Source organism: Butyrivibrio sp. YAB3001, from assembly GCF_900112195.1.
Lineage (GTDB): Bacteria > Bacillota > Clostridia > Lachnospirales > Lachnospiraceae > Butyrivibrio.
In genome coordinates this window covers 218,134-237,806 of sequence record NZ_FOKR01000002.1, presented here as the reverse complement: position 1 = coordinate 237,806, position 19,673 = coordinate 218,134, and the positions used below count along the sequence as shown (strand labels likewise).

At 37.4% G+C, this 19,673-nt stretch carries 18 protein-coding genes, 1 riboswitch and 1 other annotated feature; of the genes, 15 read left to right on the top strand and 3 right to left on the bottom strand.

Annotated features, from left to right (window positions below):
• Positions 1-14: 14 nt before the first annotated feature.
• The 12 genes from BM086_RS01045 to BM086_RS00990 all read left to right on the top strand — a co-directional run bounded on the left by BM086_RS01045 (position 15) and on the right by BM086_RS00990 (position 13,944).
• Positions 15-1,037, top strand: coding sequence for an NAD(P)H-dependent glycerol-3-phosphate dehydrogenase (locus BM086_RS01045; RefSeq protein ID WP_092322099.1), 1,023 nt, complete (start codon positions 15-17; stop codon positions 1,035-1,037).
• Between the two features lie 60 nt (positions 1,038-1,097).
• Positions 1,098-1,194: riboswitch (THF riboswitch) on the top strand.
• A gap of 80 nt (positions 1,195-1,274) precedes the next feature.
• A complete protein-coding gene (locus BM086_RS01040) occupies positions 1,275-1,862 on the top strand; it encodes a folate family ECF transporter S component (RefSeq protein ID WP_092322096.1) in 588 nt (195 codons plus the stop codon).
• A gap of 43 nt (positions 1,863-1,905) precedes the next feature.
• Positions 1,906-2,165: a binding site (T-box leader), on the top strand.
• 290 nt (positions 2,166-2,455) lie between these two features.
• Positions 2,456-3,676 carry a tyrosine--tRNA ligase gene (gene tyrS / locus BM086_RS01035; RefSeq protein WP_092322093.1) on the top strand — a complete coding sequence of 407 codons (1,221 nt, stop codon included), beginning with the start codon at positions 2,456-2,458 and terminating at the stop codon, positions 3,674-3,676.
• A gap of 298 nt (positions 3,677-3,974) precedes the next feature.
• Positions 3,975-4,334 carry an ArsR/SmtB family transcription factor gene (locus BM086_RS01030; protein WP_092322090.1) on the top strand — a complete coding sequence of 120 codons (360 nt, stop codon included), beginning with the start codon at positions 3,975-3,977 and terminating at the stop codon, positions 4,332-4,334.
• Between the two features lie 154 nt (positions 4,335-4,488).
• Positions 4,489-4,704, top strand: a complete 216-nt coding sequence (locus BM086_RS01025; RefSeq protein ID WP_092322087.1) for a cation transporter — start codon at positions 4,489-4,491, stop codon at positions 4,702-4,704.
• Positions 4,705-4,807: 103 nt separating this feature from the next.
• The gene (locus tag BM086_RS01020; RefSeq protein WP_092322084.1) at positions 4,808-6,700 is read left to right on the top strand and encodes a heavy metal translocating P-type ATPase; all 1,893 of its coding nucleotides are present in this window, start codon (positions 4,808-4,810) and stop codon (positions 6,698-6,700) included.
• Between the two features lie 78 nt (positions 6,701-6,778).
• Positions 6,779-8,800 (top strand): serine hydrolase domain-containing protein, encoded by a 2,022-nt coding sequence (locus tag BM086_RS01015; RefSeq protein WP_092322081.1) that lies wholly within the window; start codon positions 6,779-6,781, stop codon positions 8,798-8,800.
• 129 nt (positions 8,801-8,929) lie between these two features.
• Positions 8,930-9,760, top strand: a complete 831-nt coding sequence (locus tag BM086_RS01010; RefSeq protein WP_092322078.1) for a purine-nucleoside phosphorylase — start codon at positions 8,930-8,932, stop codon at positions 9,758-9,760.
• A 17-nt stretch (positions 9,761-9,777) separates the two neighbouring features.
• Complete coding sequence (locus BM086_RS01005; RefSeq protein WP_175560047.1) at positions 9,778-11,079, top strand: amidohydrolase family protein; 1,302 nt, start codon at positions 9,778-9,780, stop codon at positions 11,077-11,079.
• A 5-nt stretch (positions 11,080-11,084) separates the two neighbouring features.
• A complete protein-coding gene (locus BM086_RS01000) occupies positions 11,085-12,755 on the top strand; it encodes a MutS-related protein (RefSeq protein WP_092322075.1) in 1,671 nt (556 codons plus the stop codon).
• Positions 12,756-12,784: 29 nt separating this feature from the next.
• Complete coding sequence (gene rnhA / locus BM086_RS00995; RefSeq protein WP_092322072.1) at positions 12,785-13,273, top strand: ribonuclease HI; 489 nt, start codon at positions 12,785-12,787, stop codon at positions 13,271-13,273.
• A 68-nt stretch (positions 13,274-13,341) separates the two neighbouring features.
• The gene (locus BM086_RS00990) at positions 13,342-13,944 is read left to right on the top strand and encodes a metallophosphoesterase family protein (protein ID WP_092322069.1); all 603 of its coding nucleotides are present in this window, start codon (positions 13,342-13,344) and stop codon (positions 13,942-13,944) included.
• Positions 13,945-14,182: 238 nt separating this feature from the next.
• On the opposite strand, the gene BM086_RS00985 is transcribed toward BM086_RS00990, so the two are convergent.
• The 3 genes from BM086_RS00985 to fsa all read right to left on the bottom strand — a co-directional run bounded on the left by BM086_RS00985 (position 14,183) and on the right by fsa (position 17,540).
• Positions 14,183-15,325, bottom strand: a complete 1,143-nt coding sequence (locus tag BM086_RS00985) for a glycosyl hydrolase family 8 (protein ID WP_092322066.1) — start codon at positions 15,323-15,325, stop codon at positions 14,183-14,185.
• Positions 15,326-15,463: 138 nt separating this feature from the next.
• A complete protein-coding gene (locus tag BM086_RS00980) occupies positions 15,464-16,654 on the bottom strand; it encodes an acyltransferase family protein (protein WP_092322063.1) in 1,191 nt (396 codons plus the stop codon).
• A gap of 232 nt (positions 16,655-16,886) precedes the next feature.
• Positions 16,887-17,540: a fructose-6-phosphate aldolase gene (fsa, locus tag BM086_RS00975; RefSeq protein WP_092322060.1), complete on the bottom strand. Its 654-nt coding sequence runs from the start codon at positions 17,538-17,540 to the stop codon at positions 16,887-16,889.
• 257 nt (positions 17,541-17,797) lie between these two features.
• On the opposite strand from fsa, the gene BM086_RS00970 reads away from it, so the two are divergent.
• The 3 genes from BM086_RS00970 to BM086_RS20710 all read left to right on the top strand — a co-directional run.
• On the top strand, positions 17,798-18,679 hold the full coding sequence (locus tag BM086_RS00970) for an aldose 1-epimerase family protein (RefSeq protein ID WP_092322057.1): 882 nt from the start codon (positions 17,798-17,800) through the stop codon (positions 18,677-18,679).
• Positions 18,680-18,946: 267 nt separating this feature from the next.
• A complete protein-coding gene (locus BM086_RS00965) occupies positions 18,947-19,264 on the top strand; it encodes a hypothetical protein (RefSeq protein ID WP_092322054.1) in 318 nt (105 codons plus the stop codon).
• 65 nt (positions 19,265-19,329) lie between these two features.
• The coding region (locus BM086_RS20710; protein WP_175560046.1) for a hypothetical protein at positions 19,330-19,673 on the top strand (344 nt) is incomplete at its 3' end.

The window sequence follows — 19,673 nt, the reverse complement described above, 5'->3', positions numbered from 1 at the left end:
AATACGAGGAATATATGGGAAAACAGATTGGTATAGTTGGAGCAGGTAGCTGGGGAATTGCATTGGCATATCTGCTTACAAATAATGGACATGATGTTATCGTATGGTCCAGAAGTGAGAGTACAGTAGAAAAGCTTCGTGCATATCATGGTAATGAGGAAAAACTTCCGGGTGTAAAACTTGATGACAAAGTAAAATTTACATCAGATATTTCTGAAGCGGTAAGCGATAAAGATATTATTGTTCTTGTGGTTCCATCAGCGCATATGAGAGAAACAGTCAAAAAGATTGCTCCTTTTATCAATGCCACAGATGAGCATAAACAGATAATTGTTAATTGTTCCAAGGGAATTGAAGAAGATTCTCTGATGATAATGACTGATGTTATTCTTGATGAGATTCCAGGATGTCATGTATGTGTATTGTCAGGACCTTCACATGCGGAAGAAGTTGGTAAAGGAATGCCAACATCTATTGTTGTAGGTGCTTTTGATAAAGACATAGCAAGATATGTCCAGAATATCTTTATGAGCAATGTTTTCAGAGTGTATATCAGTCCTGATATTCTAGGCATTGAGATTGGCGCAGCGCTTAAAAATGTTATTGCGTTAGCGTCAGGTATGGCAGACGGATATGGTCTTGGAGATAATGCCAAGGCAGCCCTTATAACACGCGGCATAGCAGAGATTGGAAGACTGGGAATGGCTATGGGCGGTAAATTTGAGACTTTCAGTGGTCTTTCAGGAATCGGAGATCTTGTTGTTACCTGTGCATCTATGCATTCAAGAAACAGAAGAGCTGGTATTCTTATCGGCCAGGGCAAATCTTATCAGGAAGCAATGGATGAAGTAAAGATGGTTGTAGAAGGCGTATATAGCGCTAAGGCAGCTCTTTTACTTGCTGAAAAATATGAAGTGGAAATGCCTATAGTAAAAGCTGTAAATGAGATTCTTTTCAAAGGAAAAGCCCCTGCTGATGCAATCAATGATCTGATGATAAGGGACAAGAAGATTGAAAGCAGTTCACTTGATTGGTGAAAATAATTGTTGAAATCATCGGCATTATAAAGTATGATTTAGAAAAATAAATATTGTTTATGCAGAGTAGATGTTAAAGCGTTAAGTGCCGGGTAGACAGGGAGTTGCTACTTGGACGAAGGAAATATCCGCGGTTTTAATGTCGCATCCCGCTGCTACATCAATGGTGTGATCATATTTGAAAGCTTTTGCACCTCCGATGTGGTTAAAGGAAAGCTGCAGAGGAGGTGCATTATTATGTCAAAAAATACTATCACACAAGCAAGCAGACTCAGCTCAGTTAAGGATTCTTTTAGCTCAGTATCAAGGCTAAAAGAAACGAAAGTGCTCACATTCTGTGGAATGATGGGCGCACTTGCAATAGTTCTTGGGTATGTGGCAACAATCAAGTTTGGGCCATATATCAGAATCGGCTTTTCCGGACTCCCAAACCAGGTTGTAGATTATCTTTTTGGTCCATGGATAGGCGCGATTTTTGGCGGTACCATGGATATAATTAAGTGGTTTGTGTCAGGAGATGGTGATTTCTTCCCGGGATTTACCATAACCGCAATGCTTGGAGCTATTATCTATGGATTATTTATTTACAATAAACCATTGAAGCTTTGGAGAATCATTGCAGCGCAGGTAAGTGTTAAGATTGTTTGCAATATTATTCTTAATACACTTTGGCTCAATCTTCTTTACAGTAAGGCCATACTGGCGATTCTTCCAGGAAGAATTGTATCAAATGCAGTGATGCTGCCTATAGATGTGATCATAATGTATTTGCTTCTTCAGGTTGTATCCAAGACAATTAAACCATACTTTAATTCTTATAAATAATTGTTGACATTTGATTTTGATTTTCTTAGAATGTTTTTATATTTCAAAAGCTATGATCGGAATAAGTAAGATTCACAGGCTGACAACAGAGAACTGCCGGTTGGTGAGAGGCGTATGTTAAGTGTGAATTTGAATACCTCCGTGAGCTGCAAGGCTGAAAAGATTAGTAGGCTTTGACGGGACTGACCGTTATATCGGAAGAGTATCGCTTTTTACATTAAAGTAAATTGCTGTACTTGCTGAGGTATGCAGTGTGAGCTGCATATGAATGAAGGTGGTAACACGAATCTAATCGTCCTTCGCAATTTTATAGATTGCGAAGGACTTTTTATTGAATAGGAAATTCCTATTCAATAAAAAACGCTCCGCTAAGGATGCGCACTCGCGCGATAGGAATATATTGCATAAATGCAAACGCGCTCGGCGCGAGAATGTCGCGAGCGACATTCTTTCTTGTTTGATTGGAAATTCCTATTAAATAAAAAACGCTCCGCTAAGGATGCGACTGATGCGTAAATGTTTATGCAATCTAAAGCTTGCGCGCATTTTTCTTCCTTCCGCAGTCTATATCATCATATTTTTGGAGGTGCTTTATGCAGATTTTTGAAGAATTAAAAGCAAGAGGGCTGATTGCCCAGGTTACAGACGAGGAACAGATAAGAGACCTCGTAAATGCAGGTAAGGCAACATTTTATATCGGATTTGACTGTACTGCAGATTCTCTTACAGCAGGCCACTTCATGGCTCTTACACTTATGAAGAGACTTCAGCAGGCCGGTAATAAGCCTATAGCTCTTATAGGTGGCGGTACAACCATGATCGGTGATCCTTCAGGCAGAACTGATATGAGAAAGATGCTCACAAGAGAAGATATCGATCATAACGCAGAGTGCTTTAAAAAGCAGATGGAGAAATTCATTGATTTCTCTGATGACAAAGCAATGATGGTCAATAATGCTGACTGGTTGATGAATCTTAACTACATTGAACTTTTAAGAGAAGTTGGAGCATGCTTCTCAGTTAACAATATGCTTCGTGCTGAGTGCTACAAGCAGCGTATGGAAAAAGGACTTAGCTTCCTTGAATTTAACTACATGATCATGCAGTCCTACGATTTCTATTACATGTTCCAGAAGTACAACTGTAACCTTGAGTTTGGTGGAGATGATCAGTGGAGCAATATGCTTGGTGGTACTGAGCTCATTCGTAGAAAGCTTGGTAAAGACGCTCATGCAATGACAATTACACTGCTTACTGATTCACAGGGTAAAAAAATGGGTAAGACTGCTGGTAATGCAGTATGGCTTGATCCTAACAAGACATCACCATTTGACTTCTATCAGTACTGGAGAAATGTTGGCGATGCTGATGTTGATAAATGCATTAAGATGCTTACATTTATTCCTATCGAAGAAATCCTTGAAATGGAAAAATGGGATGATTCCAGAATCAATGAGAAGAAAGAAATTCTTGCATTTGAGCTTACAGCTTTGGTTCACGGTCAGGAAGAGGCTAGGAAAGCTCAGGATGCTGCAAGAGCATTGTTTGCAGGCGGCGGAGATATGGCAAATGTTCCTGCAACTTCTCTTAAGGAAGAGGATTTCAGAGACGGCATTGTTGATATTCTTCAGGTGCTTGTTTCTGCAGGTCTTTGCGCAACAAGAAGTGAGGCAAGAAGAGCTGTTGAGCAGGGCGGCGTAACATTTAATGAAGAAAAAGTAACAGACGTTAAGACAACTTATGCAAAAGATGTTTTTGCTGAAGGCGTAATGGTTCGCAAAGGAAAGAAGTCTTACAAGAAAGTAACTTTTTAATATTTGATATCATAATAGGGCCTTAGACAACATAAAAATGTTGCCTAAGGTCTTTTTTTAATGGTAAATTCCTACTTAATAAAATGCTATTCGCACTCGCACAAAATGTAGGTGAAGCCAAAGCATATGCAATTTAGCGTGGATTTATACAAACAAAAACTAAATGAAAATAACAAATTAAATATATAAAAATGTATTGACATTTAAACTATGTAGTCGTATAAATAAATTACAGAAACATATGAATAATTGTTCATATGTAAATATGAACTAAGATTTAATAAGACAGGAGACTTAAATGGCTATTACAGATGTAGAACAGTGTGATGAATTCCATGTTCACAGTGAAGTTGTGTTGAAAGTTCATAAGCAACTTCCAAGTGATGATGAATTATATGATCTTGCTGAACTGTTTAAGGTATTTGGAGATTCTACAAGAATTAAGATATTGTTTGCTTTGTTTGAGCAGGAGATGTGTGTGTGTGATATTGCAGAAAGTCTTAATATGACGCAATCAGCAATTTCTCATCAGCTTAAGATATTGAAGCAGAGCAAGCTTGTAGGAAATAAAAGAGAAGGCAAGTCTATCATATATTATCTTGCAGATGACCATGTACGAACTATTATCGATCAGGGGCTTAACCATATTGAAGAATGATTGATGCTTATTCATAAGATTATATTGGTTATGTGCATCAATGATTGCCATGAGAATGGTGTTAAATGAGATATTGACTATCTTACTCAATGTAGATAGTTGTATGTAATAAAAATTATACGCATATAAAGTAAGAGAAAAGAGGGATAAATTTATGAAGAAGACTTATAAGTGTGAAGTGGATTGTGCAAACTGTGCAGCTAAGATGGAAGAAGCTATCAAGAAAATTGAAGGCGTTGTAAATGCAAGAGTAAACTTTATGACACAGAAACTTAGCATCGAAGCAGCTGATGATGTATTTGAAAAAGTTCTTGATCAGGCTGTTAAGGCATGCAAGAAGGTTGAACCTGATTGTGAGATTGAAATCTAAATGAACTAAAAGGGGCGAATGGTTGGGCTTTTATTATCAGCTGTTTGCCCCCATCTGTTTTATAAATGCTCATAAGTATATTTGGCTGAAGAGGTGATTTTTTATGACTAAGAAACAAAAGAAAATGAGAACCAGGATAATAATTACGCTGATAATGTTTGTTATTTTATTAGCTGCCGATAAAACTGGATTATTCGATAATTTACCATGGTTCATATTATTTGCAATATATTTAGTTCCATATGTGATAATTGGATATGACGTAATTAGAAAAGCTGTTATCAATATTAGTCATGGACAGGTTTTTGATGAAAACTTTCTAATGATGATCGCTACATTTGGCGCTTTTGGTATAGGCGAGTATTCTGAAGCCCTGGCAGTAATGCTTTTTTATCAGGTAGGAGAATTATTCCAAGGATATGCTGTCGGGAAATCCCGTCAGTCAATTACGGATCTTATGAGTATCGCTCCTGAGATTGCAAACCTTATTGATGCTGATGGTAATGTGACAGAGGTTGATCCTGAAGATGTAAGTGTTGGAGATGTTCTTCTTGTAAGGGCTGGTGAAAAGATCCCTGTGGATGGAACTGTTCTTGAAGGCGAGAGCTTTGTTGATACAGCAGCGCTTACCGGTGAATCTGTTCCCAGAAAAGCTTCTGTTGGAGACAGTGTGATAAGTGGATGCGTTAACGGAGAAGGAATTATCAAGATTCGAGTTGATAAAGCCTATGAAGATTCTACAGTTGCAAAAATCCTGGAGCTTGTAGAAAATGCCAGCAATAAGAAATCAAGGATGGAGAACTTCATTACAAGATTTGCAAGATATTATACTCCTGTTGTAACTTTAGGAGCGGTTCTTCTTGCAATTATTCCTCCTATTCTTGGAATGATTCCATTATCAGACAGTATCAGAAGAGCTTGTATCTTTTTGATCGTATCATGTCCATGTGCTCTTGTAATATCAGTTCCTCTTGGATTTTTTGGTGGAATCGGTGCATCATCTAAGGCCGGTGTGCTTGTAAAAGGAAGTAATTTCCTTGAGTCGGCTGCACTGATTGATACAGTTGTTTTTGATAAAACAGGTACCCTTACAAAGGGAGAATTTAAGGTAACAAATATTATTCCAAATGCTGAAGCCGGTGTGACAGCAAACGAGCTTTTAAAAATTGCAGCTCATGGAGAGAGTCTTTCAAATCATCCTATTGCAAAGTCGGTTCTAAATGCATATACAGAAAAGAATACGATTGACAGTAGTTTGATTGACGAAACAAGAACAAAGGAAGTGTCCGGAAGAGGAATAATATCTTTTTACAATGGAAAAGAACTTCTTCTTGGAAATACAAAATTATTGGATGAAAACAATATTTCATATAAGCCTTCTGATGAAGCAGGAACGATAGTATATGTGGCATATGATGGAATATACCAGGGCGCTGTTGTAATATCAGATGTCATTAAAGATAATACAGCACAGGCAATCAGGATGCTTAAGGAATGTGGCGTTAAAAAGACTGTTATGCTTACGGGCGATAGAGAAAAAGCAGCCAGGAGCGTTGCAGGAGAAATTGGTATAGATGAGGTTGCAGCAGAGCTTTTACCTGCAGATAAGGTTGGCAGGGTTGAAAAATTGCTTTTATCAGAGGATAATGGTTGTAAGCTTGCATTTGTTGGGGACGGAATCAATGATGCACCTGTACTGATGAGGGCAGATGTAGGAATAGCAATGGGATCACTTGGAAGTGATGCTGCGATAGAGGCAGCTGATATAGTTATTATGGATGACGACATCCGTAAGATTTCAACTACTATCGGCATTGCACGCAAGACAGTCAGAATAGTAAGGGAGAATATTGTTTTTGCCCTTTTGGTAAAAGCAGTTATTCTTATACTGGGGGCGCTTGGCCTTACAACGATGTGGCTTGCAGTGTTTGGAGATGTTGGCGTGGCAGTGATAGCGATACTTAACTCCATGAGAGCACTGAATTATAAAAAATAAAGTGACAGCATAAAATATTAATTATAGTGAATTCTTTTTTGCTATAATTAATAATTATGCTTGTGGAGGAAATAAATAATGGCAAGAGCAGGACTAGACGTAGGTGAACTTCTTTTAAAGCTTGTATCCAGGGAAACTGGTGAAATAAGCAAGGTTGATTACACTCCTCAGAAACCGGAATTTAATTATGATTCGGTTATAGGAGAAACATATCTGGAAAGAAGATCACCGGAATCACAAGGCGTCAGTTCTGCTTTTTTTACGGATATTATAAGAAAACTTTCAGAAAATAAAGAAAGCAATACCCATAAGCTGATGTTTCTCAGGCATGGATATGTTATAGCTGAGTGCGCTTTTGAGCCTTATAGCATGGATGTTTGGCATGTTTCCTATTCTATGTGCAAGAGTATAGTTGGTATGGCTATTGGCATTCTTGTTGATGAGGGTGTGCTTAGACTTGATGAGAAATTAAGCGATATTTTCAGTTCAAGAATGAGCCCTTTTGGATTTTTAAGAAAAAATGTTACTGTAAAACATTTGCTTATAATGAGCAGCGGCGTTGATTTTAGTGAAGCTGGCGCTATTAGCGGAAATGACTGGAGAAAGGGCTTTCTTGAGGCATCTTTTAAATTTGACCCGGGTACTCAGTTTGAGTACAATAGCATGAATTCGTATATGCTCTCAGCTATAGTTACAGAGAAGACCGGAAAATCATTGTATGAATTTGTAAATGAGAGAATTTTTGCGCCTATGGGTATTTACAGGACTTTCTGGGAGAGTTGTCCTCAGAGTATTACCAAGGCAGGCTGGGGACTGTTTATCAGAATTGAGGATATGGCTAAGCTTGGTCAGCTTTATCTTCAAAAAGGAAAATGGGAAGGTAAGCAGATTGTTCCTGAAGAATGGGTCAATGAATCCATATCCTGGCAGATTGAAACAGGAAAAGAAGATAATGGACATTATGGATATCAGCTTTGGATAAATGATGACAGACCAGGCTCTTATGCATATAACGGAATGCTTGGACAAAATGTCTTTATATATCCAGACATTGATATGGTTGTTGTCACGAATGCGGGGAATAGTGATATTTTCCAGACGAGCAAAATGGCAACCATAATACGTGAAGGAATGAAGAATATCGAGGTTTCTGATAGTGAGCTTGCACCAAATGACGGAGCATTAAACGAATTAAAGGCTATCTGTAAACATGTAAGCGGAAGAAATGCTGATTTTCCTGTAATTGTAAATGGTGGGTGGAAGACAAGAAATATTTCCATGACGACAGGAAGAACAAGAAAAAGAACAGTCAGTTTTGCAGATAGAAGAACAGATTTTAAGACATCTGTTTATTCATACAATGTGAGAAATGAAAATCAGCTTATTATTAACTGGCTTTCCAAGCTTGATGGGAAAACTTATGACCTTGATGTGAAATGCTATGGAATTATGCCGCTTATGATGCAGATTGTGCATAACAATTTTACTGATGGTATGTACAAGATTGGGTTTAGACTGTGGGATAATAATTCTTTTTATATTGACATATATGAAGGAATGGAAATTTACAGCCTGCGGTGCGGATTTGGCGGAAAAAGATATGTAAGTAAGATAAATATGCATGGAGAGATATATGAGGTTTCTCTTGTATCATTTTGTAAGACTGACGAATATAACAGGCTTGTAATTAGAAATGAGATAAATTTTATCGAAGAGGCATGTCTTCGTACCTTTAATATATGCTTCATTGATAATCCTGCAGACAGAGATGATGGACAAGGAACATTTATCCATCCGTCAATTCCTTCTGAAATAGAGGTAAGGCTATTGGAAACGCCGGGAACTGACATGCTAATTGAAACAATGAAGAGCATGGCACCTGAAGCTTTTAATGGACTTCAGGGGAAGATTTTCGGCAAGTTATTTAAGGGCGGAATAAAAGAGGTATTTGAACAGGCTGTGATAGGAACAATTCAGCCTGTAATACACGGAACTCTTTCGTTGCCCGAATATAAAGAAATCAAATTAGAGGATGATTCTGATAATAATAAAATCAGTGATGAATTAGGTGAAACTGAGACTAAAGATAATGAAAAGTAATGATGAAAGAATAGTTTCTATAAAGTATAATGTAGTAAATGTCATAGGTATCTGATAATTTTATATATGCATTTTACTTGCAGGCTAAAATATGAAAAAATTAATTATGAAAAAAGGAAGGTAATTACTATGGGAAATAAAATATATGAGAAACTTGAAGGTTGTTTGAAGGCTGTCAGAGAGAAAACAGATTTTGTTCCTGACGTTGCACTTGTCTTGGGCTCAGGACTTGGCGGCTTTGCAGAAAATATTAAGATTGAAACAGAAATTAGCTATAGCGAGATTCCGGGGTTCCCTGTTTCTACAGTTCCTGGACATGCAGGAAAGTTTATCTTTGGCTACCTGGATAATGTAAAGATCGTCTGCATGAAAGGCAGAGTGCATTTTTATGAGGGATATGATATTTCCGACGTCGTGCTTCCTGCAAGACTTATGAAATTACTTGGGGCAAAGATTCTTTTCCTGACTAACGCTGCAGGCGGACTTGGAGAAGGTTTTAAAGCCGGGGATCTTATGATGATAACTGATCATGTGTCAATATTTGCCCCAAATCCACTTATCGGACCAAATGTAGATGAACTTGGTCCCAGATTTGCAGATATGTCTGAAGTATATGATAAGGATCTTCAGGATGTGATAAGAAGTATTGCCAAGAATGAAGGAATTGATCTTAAGGAAGGTGTATATTGCCAGCTTACAGGGCCTTCATTTGAAAGTCCGGCTGAGATTAGACTTCTTGGAAAACTTGGAGTTTCTGCTGTTGGAATGAGTACTGTTAATGAGGCTATTGCTGCTAACCATATGGGAATGCGTATTTGCGGCGTTTCCTGCATCAGTAATCTTGCAGCAGGAATCAGTAAAGAACCGCTTTGCCATGAAGAAGTTCAGGAAGCAGCTGATAAGGCAGCTCCGCTGTTTACAAAGCTTGTATCAGAATCAATCAAGGCTTTTAAAATCTAATGAAAACGGGGGATGGTATGAGAACAAGATTTTATAATGCCAGAATTTTGACTATGGAGCCTGGCAGGGATGTATTTTTGGGGGAAGTCTGGGTTATTGAAGATAAGATAATTTTTGTTGGAACAGAGGAAGAAGGCCGTAGCTTTTGCGAGTTGCATAAAGGGGCTATCATGATCTGGGACAGGGAGATTGATTGCAAACAAAACCTCCTTATGCCGGGATTTAAGAATGCACATACGCATTCTGCCATGACACTGATGAGGTCTAAAGCAGATGACCTTCCATTATCTGATTGGCTTAACACTCAGATTTTTCCTGTTGAAGCCAAGATGACAGGTGAGGATATTTATCATTTATCCAAGATTGCTATTCTTGAATACTTAACAAGTGGTATAACTTCTGTTTTTGAGATGTATCTTACTCCATATACAGTCGCTGATGCGTTCAGAGACTGTGGAATGAGATGCGTTCAGACAAGCTGCGTCAACAATTTCAGCCAGTCTGTTGAACTTTTGGAAAAGTATTATCTTGAATTAAACTCAAGAGATGCTTTTAATTCATTTTTACTTGGAATTCATGCAGAATATACATGTTCAAAAGAACTTCTGGAGAAGTGCGCCGAGCTTGTTCATAAATACAAGGCTCCATTCTGGGCACACCTTCAGGAGACAGAGAAAGAGACAAAAGAATGCATAGAACGTTATGGTATGTCTCCTATTGAACTGTTTGATTCACTTGGGCTATTTGATTATGGCGGTGGCGGATATCATCTTGTATGGACTAGCGATAAGGACAGGGAAATCATGAAAAAGAGAAATCTTTTTGTTGTCACAAATCCCGGTTCAAACCTTAAACTTGCAAGTGGAATTGCACCTATAACCAAATATTTGGAGTGTGACATTCCGGTTGCAATCGGTACTGATGGTCCTGCAAGCAATAACTGTCTTGATATGTTCAGGGAGATGTTTTTGGTAACAGGTCTTGCCAAGGTAAAAGATATGGATGCACGAAGTGTCGATGCTGCAGAAGTTCTTAAAATGGCAACTGTAAATGGCGCAAGAGCGATGGGACTTGATGACTGTGATTATCTTGCTGAAGGCAAGAAAGCAGATATTATCATGCTTGATCTAAAGCAGCCAAACATGCAACCCATCAACAATATAGTTAAAAATATAGTTTACAGCGGAAGTAAGTCAAATGTGCTTATGACGATGATAGACGGGATAATCCGGTATGAAAATGGAACATTTAATATTGGCGTAGATCCTGAGGAACTATATAGTAAGGCAGAAGAGATTAAGAAAAGGATTTATGACTGATAAGTATGGAAAGTATTATTTTAATTAGCATTTTAGTAGGAATATGTTTTATTGCGTATCTTCTTGGACTTAGAGATCAGAAAATTGCTGAAAAAGCTCTTTTAATAAAGCTTAAAAAGAACTCTGGACAGGCACCGTTTAGAGAGTATAAGCAGGATGACCTTGATCATATTCCGGGATTTTACAACAATCATAAAAGTGATAATCAGATTGATGATATTACCTGGAATGACCTTAACATGGATGGCGTTTTTGCAAGGATAAATTATTGTCTTTCTGCAACAGGTGAAGAGTATTTGTACTATCTTTTACGTACGTTGAAGCAGGAAGATGATTTTAAAGAACATGAAGAGCATGTTAAGTTTTTCCAGAGTAATGCAGATGCACGGCAAAAGTGTCAGCTTATATTTTACAAGATTGGTAGAAGAATTCGATATTCCATTTATGATTATATCGATTATCTGGATAGAGTGCCTGATGTTTCAAATGCCAAGCACTTTATCATGCTGGGGCTGATGGTCATTTCCGGCGCAGTATGCTTTGTGAACTTCAAGATTGGATTTATTGCGCTATTAGGTCTAATGGCGGTGAATCTTGTCTGGTATTTTAGGCAAAAAGGAACAATTGAACCATACCTTGCGACTTTTGCATATATCTTAAGGGTTATTTATGCAACAGATTATTTTGATAAAATTAAATATCCTGAGCTTGAAAAAGACATTAAAGATATGAAAGATGCTACAAAGGCATTAAAGTCTTTTGTTCGAGGTGCAGGAATTCTCATGACTCCCGGTGGAAGCGCAAGCGGAAACCCTATGGAAGTTATATTTGACTATTTCCGCATGGTTACCCATATAGACCTTATTAAGTTCAATCAGATGTATAAGGCTATCATTGCCCATAGGGAAGACCTTGATAAGATTCTTGAGATAACGGGTAGGATTGAAGCAGAGATTTCGGTTGCATGCTTTAGAGAATCTGTTAAGGATAATTATTGCGAACCTGTCTTTGGCGGTGAAGAGTATAATGCAAAAGTGCTTTTACATCCTCTTATTGAGAATGCTGTTCCAAATGATATTGCAGCAGACCGTGGAGTGCTCATTACAGGATCAAATGCTTCAGGTAAATCTACATTCCTTAAAACCTGCGCTATAAATACAATACTGGCTCAGACAATTCATACTGTTTTGGCAAAAGAATATAAGGCTCCAATCTATAAGGTGTATTCTTCAATGGCATTAAAAGACGATATCTTTGAGGGAGATAGCTACTATATCGTTGAGATAAAGTCAATCAAGAGAATACTTGATGCTGCTAAAAAAGATGGCTTCAGAGTTCTTTGCTTTGTTGATGAGGTTCTCAGAGGAACGAATACCATCGAGAGAATCGCAGCTTCAACTGAGATTCTTAAAACTTTTGCAAAAGAAAAAGTAATGTGTTTTGCAGCAACTCATGATATTGAGCTTACAACTCTTTTAGCTGATTATTATGGAATCTATCATTTTGAGGGTAATGTATCTGATAATGATGTGCATTTTGATTATCTGATAAAGGAAGGCCCTGCGACTACAAGAAACGCTATAAAGCTTCTTGGGGTTTTAGGCTATGATAATGAAGTTGTTGATAATGCACAGCATTTGGCTGACCATTTCCTAAAAAATGGTGTTTGGGTATAAAAGAGTTATTGTTACTAAAGGAGATATAAATGCGAGTAGAAATATATTCTGATGGCTCTGCCAGAGGAAACCCTGATGGACCGGGAGGTTATGGCACTATTTTGAGATATGTTGATGCCAAGGGTGATGTCCATGAAAAAGAGCTGAGCGCAGGCTATGATAAAACAACAAATAACCGCATGGAACTAATGGGTGCTATTGTAGGACTTGAGGCACTTAACAGACCATGCGATGTTGAAATGTATTCAGATTCAAAATATGTGATCAGTGCTTTTAATGAGCATTGGATTGAAAACTGGATAAAGAATGGTTGGAAGACTTCCACCAAGAAGCCGGTCAAGAATGTTGAGCTTTGGAAAAGGCTTATTGCAGCTACTGAGCCTCATGGAATCAGATGGCACTGGGTAAAAGGTCACGCCGGACATTCTGAAAACGAAAGATGTGATCATCTTGCTACAACTGCTGCAGATCAGCCATCATCAAAGCTTTTACATGATGATGGTGGAGATTTGAGGTGAACTGATCTTGCACTTTATATAGATTTTGATTCTTGTAAGATCTGAATATTTAATTTGAGGTTTTGAGATTGATTTATTATATTGCAGACTGTCATTTTTATCATAGCGCGCTCAATGAAAAAATGGATAAGCGTGGTTTTTCCAGCTGTGAGGAAATGAATGAGTACATGATTGAAAAATGGAACAGTAAAGTTACAAATGCTGACAGAGTAGTGATATTGGGCGATTTATCTCTGGGAACGGTTGAACAGACAAATGACCTTATTCACAGATTAAAAGGAAAGTTATGTCTCATAGTAGGCAATCATGATAAGTATCTCTCAAAACCGGGATTTGATCTTGATAGATTTGAATGGATTGATAACTACAGGGAAATTGTTGATAGTCAGAAAAAAGTAATCTGTTGTCATTATCCCATGCCTTTTTATGAAGGGCAGTATAGAAAGAGGCACAACGGTGATCCTAAAACCTATATGATGTATGGGCATGTTCATGAGACAAGAGATGAACAACTTATGCAAAAGATAATCGGGCTTATAAGAGAAACCCCTTACTTTCCTATAGGAAGTGAACATGAGAGCACAATCCCCTGTAATATGATCAATTGTTTCTGCAAGAGATCGGATTATACACCACTTTCACTTTTTGAGTGGATGCATCTAAATGAGTGAATAAAAACAATGCGCTTTCTATGAAGCGTTTTGTATAAGGCTAAAATAAAAAAACAGAAACCTGCAGTAAATGCGTGTTTCTGTTTTTTTATTTCATAGGAAATTGCTTCGCATTCCTATGAAATAAAAACGCTCCGCTATGGATGCGACTGATGCGCAAATGTATATGCAAGCTAACGCTTGCGCGCATCAGCGCGTAAAGAGTTGCAAAGCAACTCTTTGTTCTTATGAGAAACGTTTACCAAATTCTATAATTTCCTGACAGAGCCAGGAGAGCAAACATATAAAGGCAATTGTCGTAGTATCTACGCACACCTTTTCTTAAAGGCTGATTCCAGAACCATTTTACCCATTTTGTTGCAAGTTCCATCTCTTCGTCGGTCTTTGCTACAAGAGCGCCCTGGGCGATAGTAGAAAGAAGTCCAAGTGGATGGAGGACAGGTCTTTCAGTAGGGGTTCCATCTACCTTATATTCGCATCTTACAGCTTCAAGGTCTGTTCCGAAGAATTTCATCATTTTAAGAGGAACTTCAAGCTGGCCACAGTCTTCTGAGAACCATACACTGTCAAGACCGATGTTAGCGGCTGTTCTATAAGCATCGCTAAAGAAGTTTCCAAAGTAGCCCCATGGAAGCTGCTTATCTAGAGGAGTTCCATCGAAGTTTGCATATTCAGCGCTTAGACCGGTATCTTTGTGGCATGCTTTTGCAAGATATTCGCGGCTTACTTTAGCTGCACGCTTAAAGAAATCTCTGTCTTCTTCATTAGCCCAAAGTGCAAAAAGTTCATAGAAGTGTGGAAGATGATAAGAGGGATCTGTAAAATCAATTCCGGGAACAAAGAGAATCTGTCCGTTTTCATGATTCCACATAGGGCAACCTACGCGGCCATTTTCCCCCTTATGAAGGCATGCGCTAAGAATATTTCTGGCTTCTTTGCTATATTCAAAGATTCCTTCGCCATCACCCCATCTGTGGGAGGCAAAAAAGAGAGCCATAGCATAAAATTCTTCGCCGTCAGGTGCAGGACCATCAGCATTTTTAGTTCCATCAGTCTGGCAAGACCAGGCAAAATATCCTTCATTATCACCCTTATCCATGAACATATATGTCTTGGACCATTTCCAAATTCTGTCAAATTCTTCCTTCATATCAAGCTGAACACACAACATCATGCCATAGGACATGCCTTCAGTTCTGGCATCATTATTGCCGGTATCAGTCAGATAACCCATGTCTGTGTCGGCTTCATGATAAATTCTTTCATTCTCATCATAGAAAAAGATTTGAACAGCTTCTTTGATTCTTGCTTTGATCTCATCATCCGGGATACCGATTTCTTTTAATAGATTTCTGTAAGTTTTGTTTTCTAATGCACTCATTTTTTATGTCCTTTCTTAAAAAAATACATCTTGCCAAAATGATGATTTAGCAAGATGTATCTGTATCCTCTAAAATCGTTTTATGGTAAATGTCAGATATTACGTTCATTTACTATAGATAATAATCGCTAATAGATATTATGCTGACAGAGCTTTTTCTTCCTTGGGACACTCTTTCTTTTTGCCAAGACCAAGAACAAATTTATGAAATTTCTTGAGTAGAATAGCAGAAGGAACACCCAAAGCAAATACTACAAGAACATATACTATAACATATTTGATGTGGTGTGGTGATCTTACTCCGCCATCAAATTGCCATCCAAATAGTTCAACAAAAAGTCCATGAATAAGGTAGAATTCAAGTGTTATTGTTCCCATGAATTTAAGGAAAGCATTGCCAATCTTAACCTTCATGCCAAGTAACAGCCAGCAGAATACGAATTCTGTTGTAAGGACTACCTGAGAGAGAAGGCTGATACGTCTTCTTAATACTACATCAGGAGCGCCCCAGTTTTCGCCATAATATCCAAATATGTCGCACATATGTCCTGACCATACATAGAGCGGATAGAAAGCTGCTAAAGCTACAATAAGATATGCCCAATAGTATTTCTTTACATGAGGAATGATCTTGTTTTCATACTTGGCAAAGATAATTCCGATAGGGAAAAGGTGTACACAGTTGTACCACCACTCACCACGAATCCAAAAATCATTGTGGTTGATGCGTGTGCCCAATAGCTGATAAAGAACAACGAAAGCAGTAGTAGCAGCTACAGCAAGACCATCTTTTTTGATGAATTTAAATGAAAGGTAAAAAGCAAGGTAGAAGAAGGGAAGTACAATTACATACCAGGTATTAGGGTTGCAAAGATCAATACTGGTGAGGTAAAGAAGAACCTGCTTGCCATCCATTTTTTCACCGATTAAAAGTCTTACTACGAAGAAAATCAAAGTTGTGCTGTAAAGAGCCAAAATAACAGGCAGGATACGTTTTTTTACATAACCATTCAGGTAGTTTGGTTTTGAATGGAAACTTTTGTAAACACCATATCCATTGAAAAACAAAAAGATTGCAACTAACAAGTAACCGATTGGAACGAACATATCAAGACCATGAACGATGCGGCTTTTTGGCTGAATCCATGAAGCTGCAGTTTTCTGACCGATGTGATGCAGCATGATGCACACTGCAAGGAATCCCTGAAAAGCTTTTGTCTGTTCCAAAGACAAAAATCCGTCATTCCATTTTTTAACCCCAACAAAACTAGCGCGCCAAAGCAAAAGAATTGGCAAAATTACGTAGACTGAATAAATTAGTTGTTTCATACCATAACCTCCAAAAAGAAAATATAATTTTATTTCTAACCCCACTTAAATAGTAGGCTTTTTGGACTTTCAATTCTACGCACATGTTTCGATTTTTTTCTCATTAATTGCGTTATTGGAGAAGAAATTCATACTATAAAACACATAGCAGTAATAAGGATATTTTTTTATAAAAAATAGGAAGGAACAATGTCCTTCCTACTTAATGATGTATGCTAATTTTTTCTGTTAATTATGCACCGAAAACTGCAAGATAATCCTTCTGGAATTTCTCAATACCCTGATCTGTAAGAGGGTGATGTGTCATCTGCTCAATTACCTTGTAAGGAACTGTTGCGATATCAGCACCTGCAAGTGCACAATCTGTAACGTGCATAGGATGACGGATGCTAGCAGCGATGATTTCTGTTTCGATACCATGGATGTTGAAGATTTCAGCAACTTCAGAAATGAGGTCTGTTCCTCTTACGCTGATATCATCAAGTCTTCCAAGGAAAGGACTTACAAATGCAGCGCCTGATCTTGCAGCAAGAAGAGCCTGGTTAGCTGTGAAGATAAGTGTCATGTTAACCTTGATGCCTTCCTTTGAAAGAACGTGGCAAGCCTTGAGGCCTTCTACAGTCATAGGAATCTTAACAACCATGTTAGGGTGGAGCTTAGCAATTTCACGGCCTTCAGCAATCATGCCTTCAGCGTCTGTTGTTGTAGCCTTAACTTCTCCTGAAATAGGACCATCAACGATTGAAGCGATTTCCTTAACTACTTCATAAACGTCACGACCTTCTTTAGCGATAAGAGATGGGTTAGTTGTTACACCACAGATAACACCCATGTCGTTAGCTTTCTTAATTTCTTCAATGTTGGCTGTGTCAATAAAGAACTTCATAATTCTCCTCCTGAAAAATACTTGGTTTTTAATAATCACCATAGTATTATAGCAAAAAATAAAATCATATGGTGAACATTTTCTGTTTCAAACAAAAAATATATTAACATTTTTATGTTTTTATTTATCTCTTTTTTTTGCTTATTTCTAATCAATTAGTGCTTTGATCATTTTATGCGTGCTTGAAACGTTTGTGTATAGCTTTTATACTTAATTTGTATAAACAAATGAGAGAAAAGTTCATTCAGGAGGAGCAGATGAGAGAATACACATTAAAAAATGATTTTTTAACATTAAAGATTTCTGAACACGGAGCAGAGATTAAATCTCTTGTGCGCAATTATGATAATAAAGAACTGATGTGGCAGGCAGATCCTAAGTTTTGGGGAAGAACATCACCTGTTCTTTTCCCGCTTGTTGGTAATTATTGGGAAAAGAAATCTCTATATGATGGCAAAGTATATGAGATGTCTCAGCATGGCTTTGCAAGGGATATGGATTTTCATCTTGTAAAAAGTGATGAGCATTCATTATGGTTTGAGTTAAAAGAAAATGATGAGACTTTAAAGAAATATCCATTTTATTTTGGACTGAGAATTGGATATAAGATTAAAGATGATAAGGTTAAAGTTATTTGGAAGGTAAAAAATACCGGAAACAGAAGCATGTATTTTTCAATTGGTGGACATCCTGCATTTAACTGTGATCTTAATAATTCGAAGCTCTTGTTAAAGAAGGGTGATGAAAAGCTTTCAGAAAATGTTATCTGCGGTGTTTTAGATGATGCAGGAAGCGGATGCCTTTCTGATAATAGGATGGAGCTTACATTAAATAAGGGAAAAATGCATCTAAGCGATGAGCTTTTTGCAAAAGATGCCCTGATAATTGAGAATAGACAGGCTGATTCGGTAACTCTTATTGATTCTGATAATAAAAAAGTGTTAAAAGTAAAGTTTGATTCTCCATTGTTTGGCTTATGGTCTCCTGCCGGTAAAAAAGCACCTTTTGTATGCATCGAACCCTGGTATGGCAGATGCGACAGAGTGGGCTTTTCACAGAAACTGGAAGACCGTGAATATGGCATGAGGCTTCAAATAGGAGAAGAATTTAAGGCTTCATACAAGATTAAAGTATACTGATTAATAAAAAGGTTAAATTGTTTCAAAATTTAGTTGTTTTTTATTCTTTAGTTACAATTGCGTTAAAATATAGATGTTATAATGACCTTAAATGGGATGATATATTTCAATGATCATCTCGTTTAAGGTCATTTTTAGTTTATTCTAAAAATCATATAAACTAAATCATAAAAGAGTCTGAATTTGAATTATGATTGTTCTTTATGATTATTTTTATGATTGTAACTAAATATAATTTAATTAGAAGATAGGTAATTGGAGGGTATCATGAGAGAACGCAGAACTATTAACAGAGTCGAGTTTTTGGCAAACAGTGTAATCGTTGACAAGGAAACATTAAAAAAGTACTACGGGCAAGTCAAAAACATTAGTCCACTTGGAATCGCAATCACAGTTGACAAACATATTCCAAATCTTGTTGGACGAGAACTTATAGTTGTTGTAGAGACAATGATAATGTATTCGGAAGCCGTTAGAGAAGACAAAGAGCTGGGAAATAAAAAGTCAATAGCTTTCAAGGCAAAAAAGTTTACACCGGATGTTTTGCAATATCTTTTCGAACAGATTGGTACAAGCGAAGAATAACATTATTACTGTTTAGTTCATGTCAAGTAATGTAGAGTTTTAGAATTTATATGAGAGGAGACATCATGAAGAAGAATAACGTAACCAATAAAAGATTATTAACAGCACTTTCAATTGGTATTTCTGCGATGATGGCGCTTCAAACACCTATTACGGCATATGCAAATACTGATACAGACAGTAACTCAAATAATGATAATGAACCTGAAGTTACTGATCAGACTAATGCAGAATCTGATGAATATGTACCTGTTACTGCGGAAGCTCAGAGTTTAGCTGATTCAGCACAGGAAGCCTGTGTGGATGAAGAATCTCTTAATAATTCTGAAAATTCAAATTCTGAATCAGATTGCACTGAGAATTCTGAAGAGAATCAGGGTGAAGAGAACCAAGGCGAAGAAAATCAGGG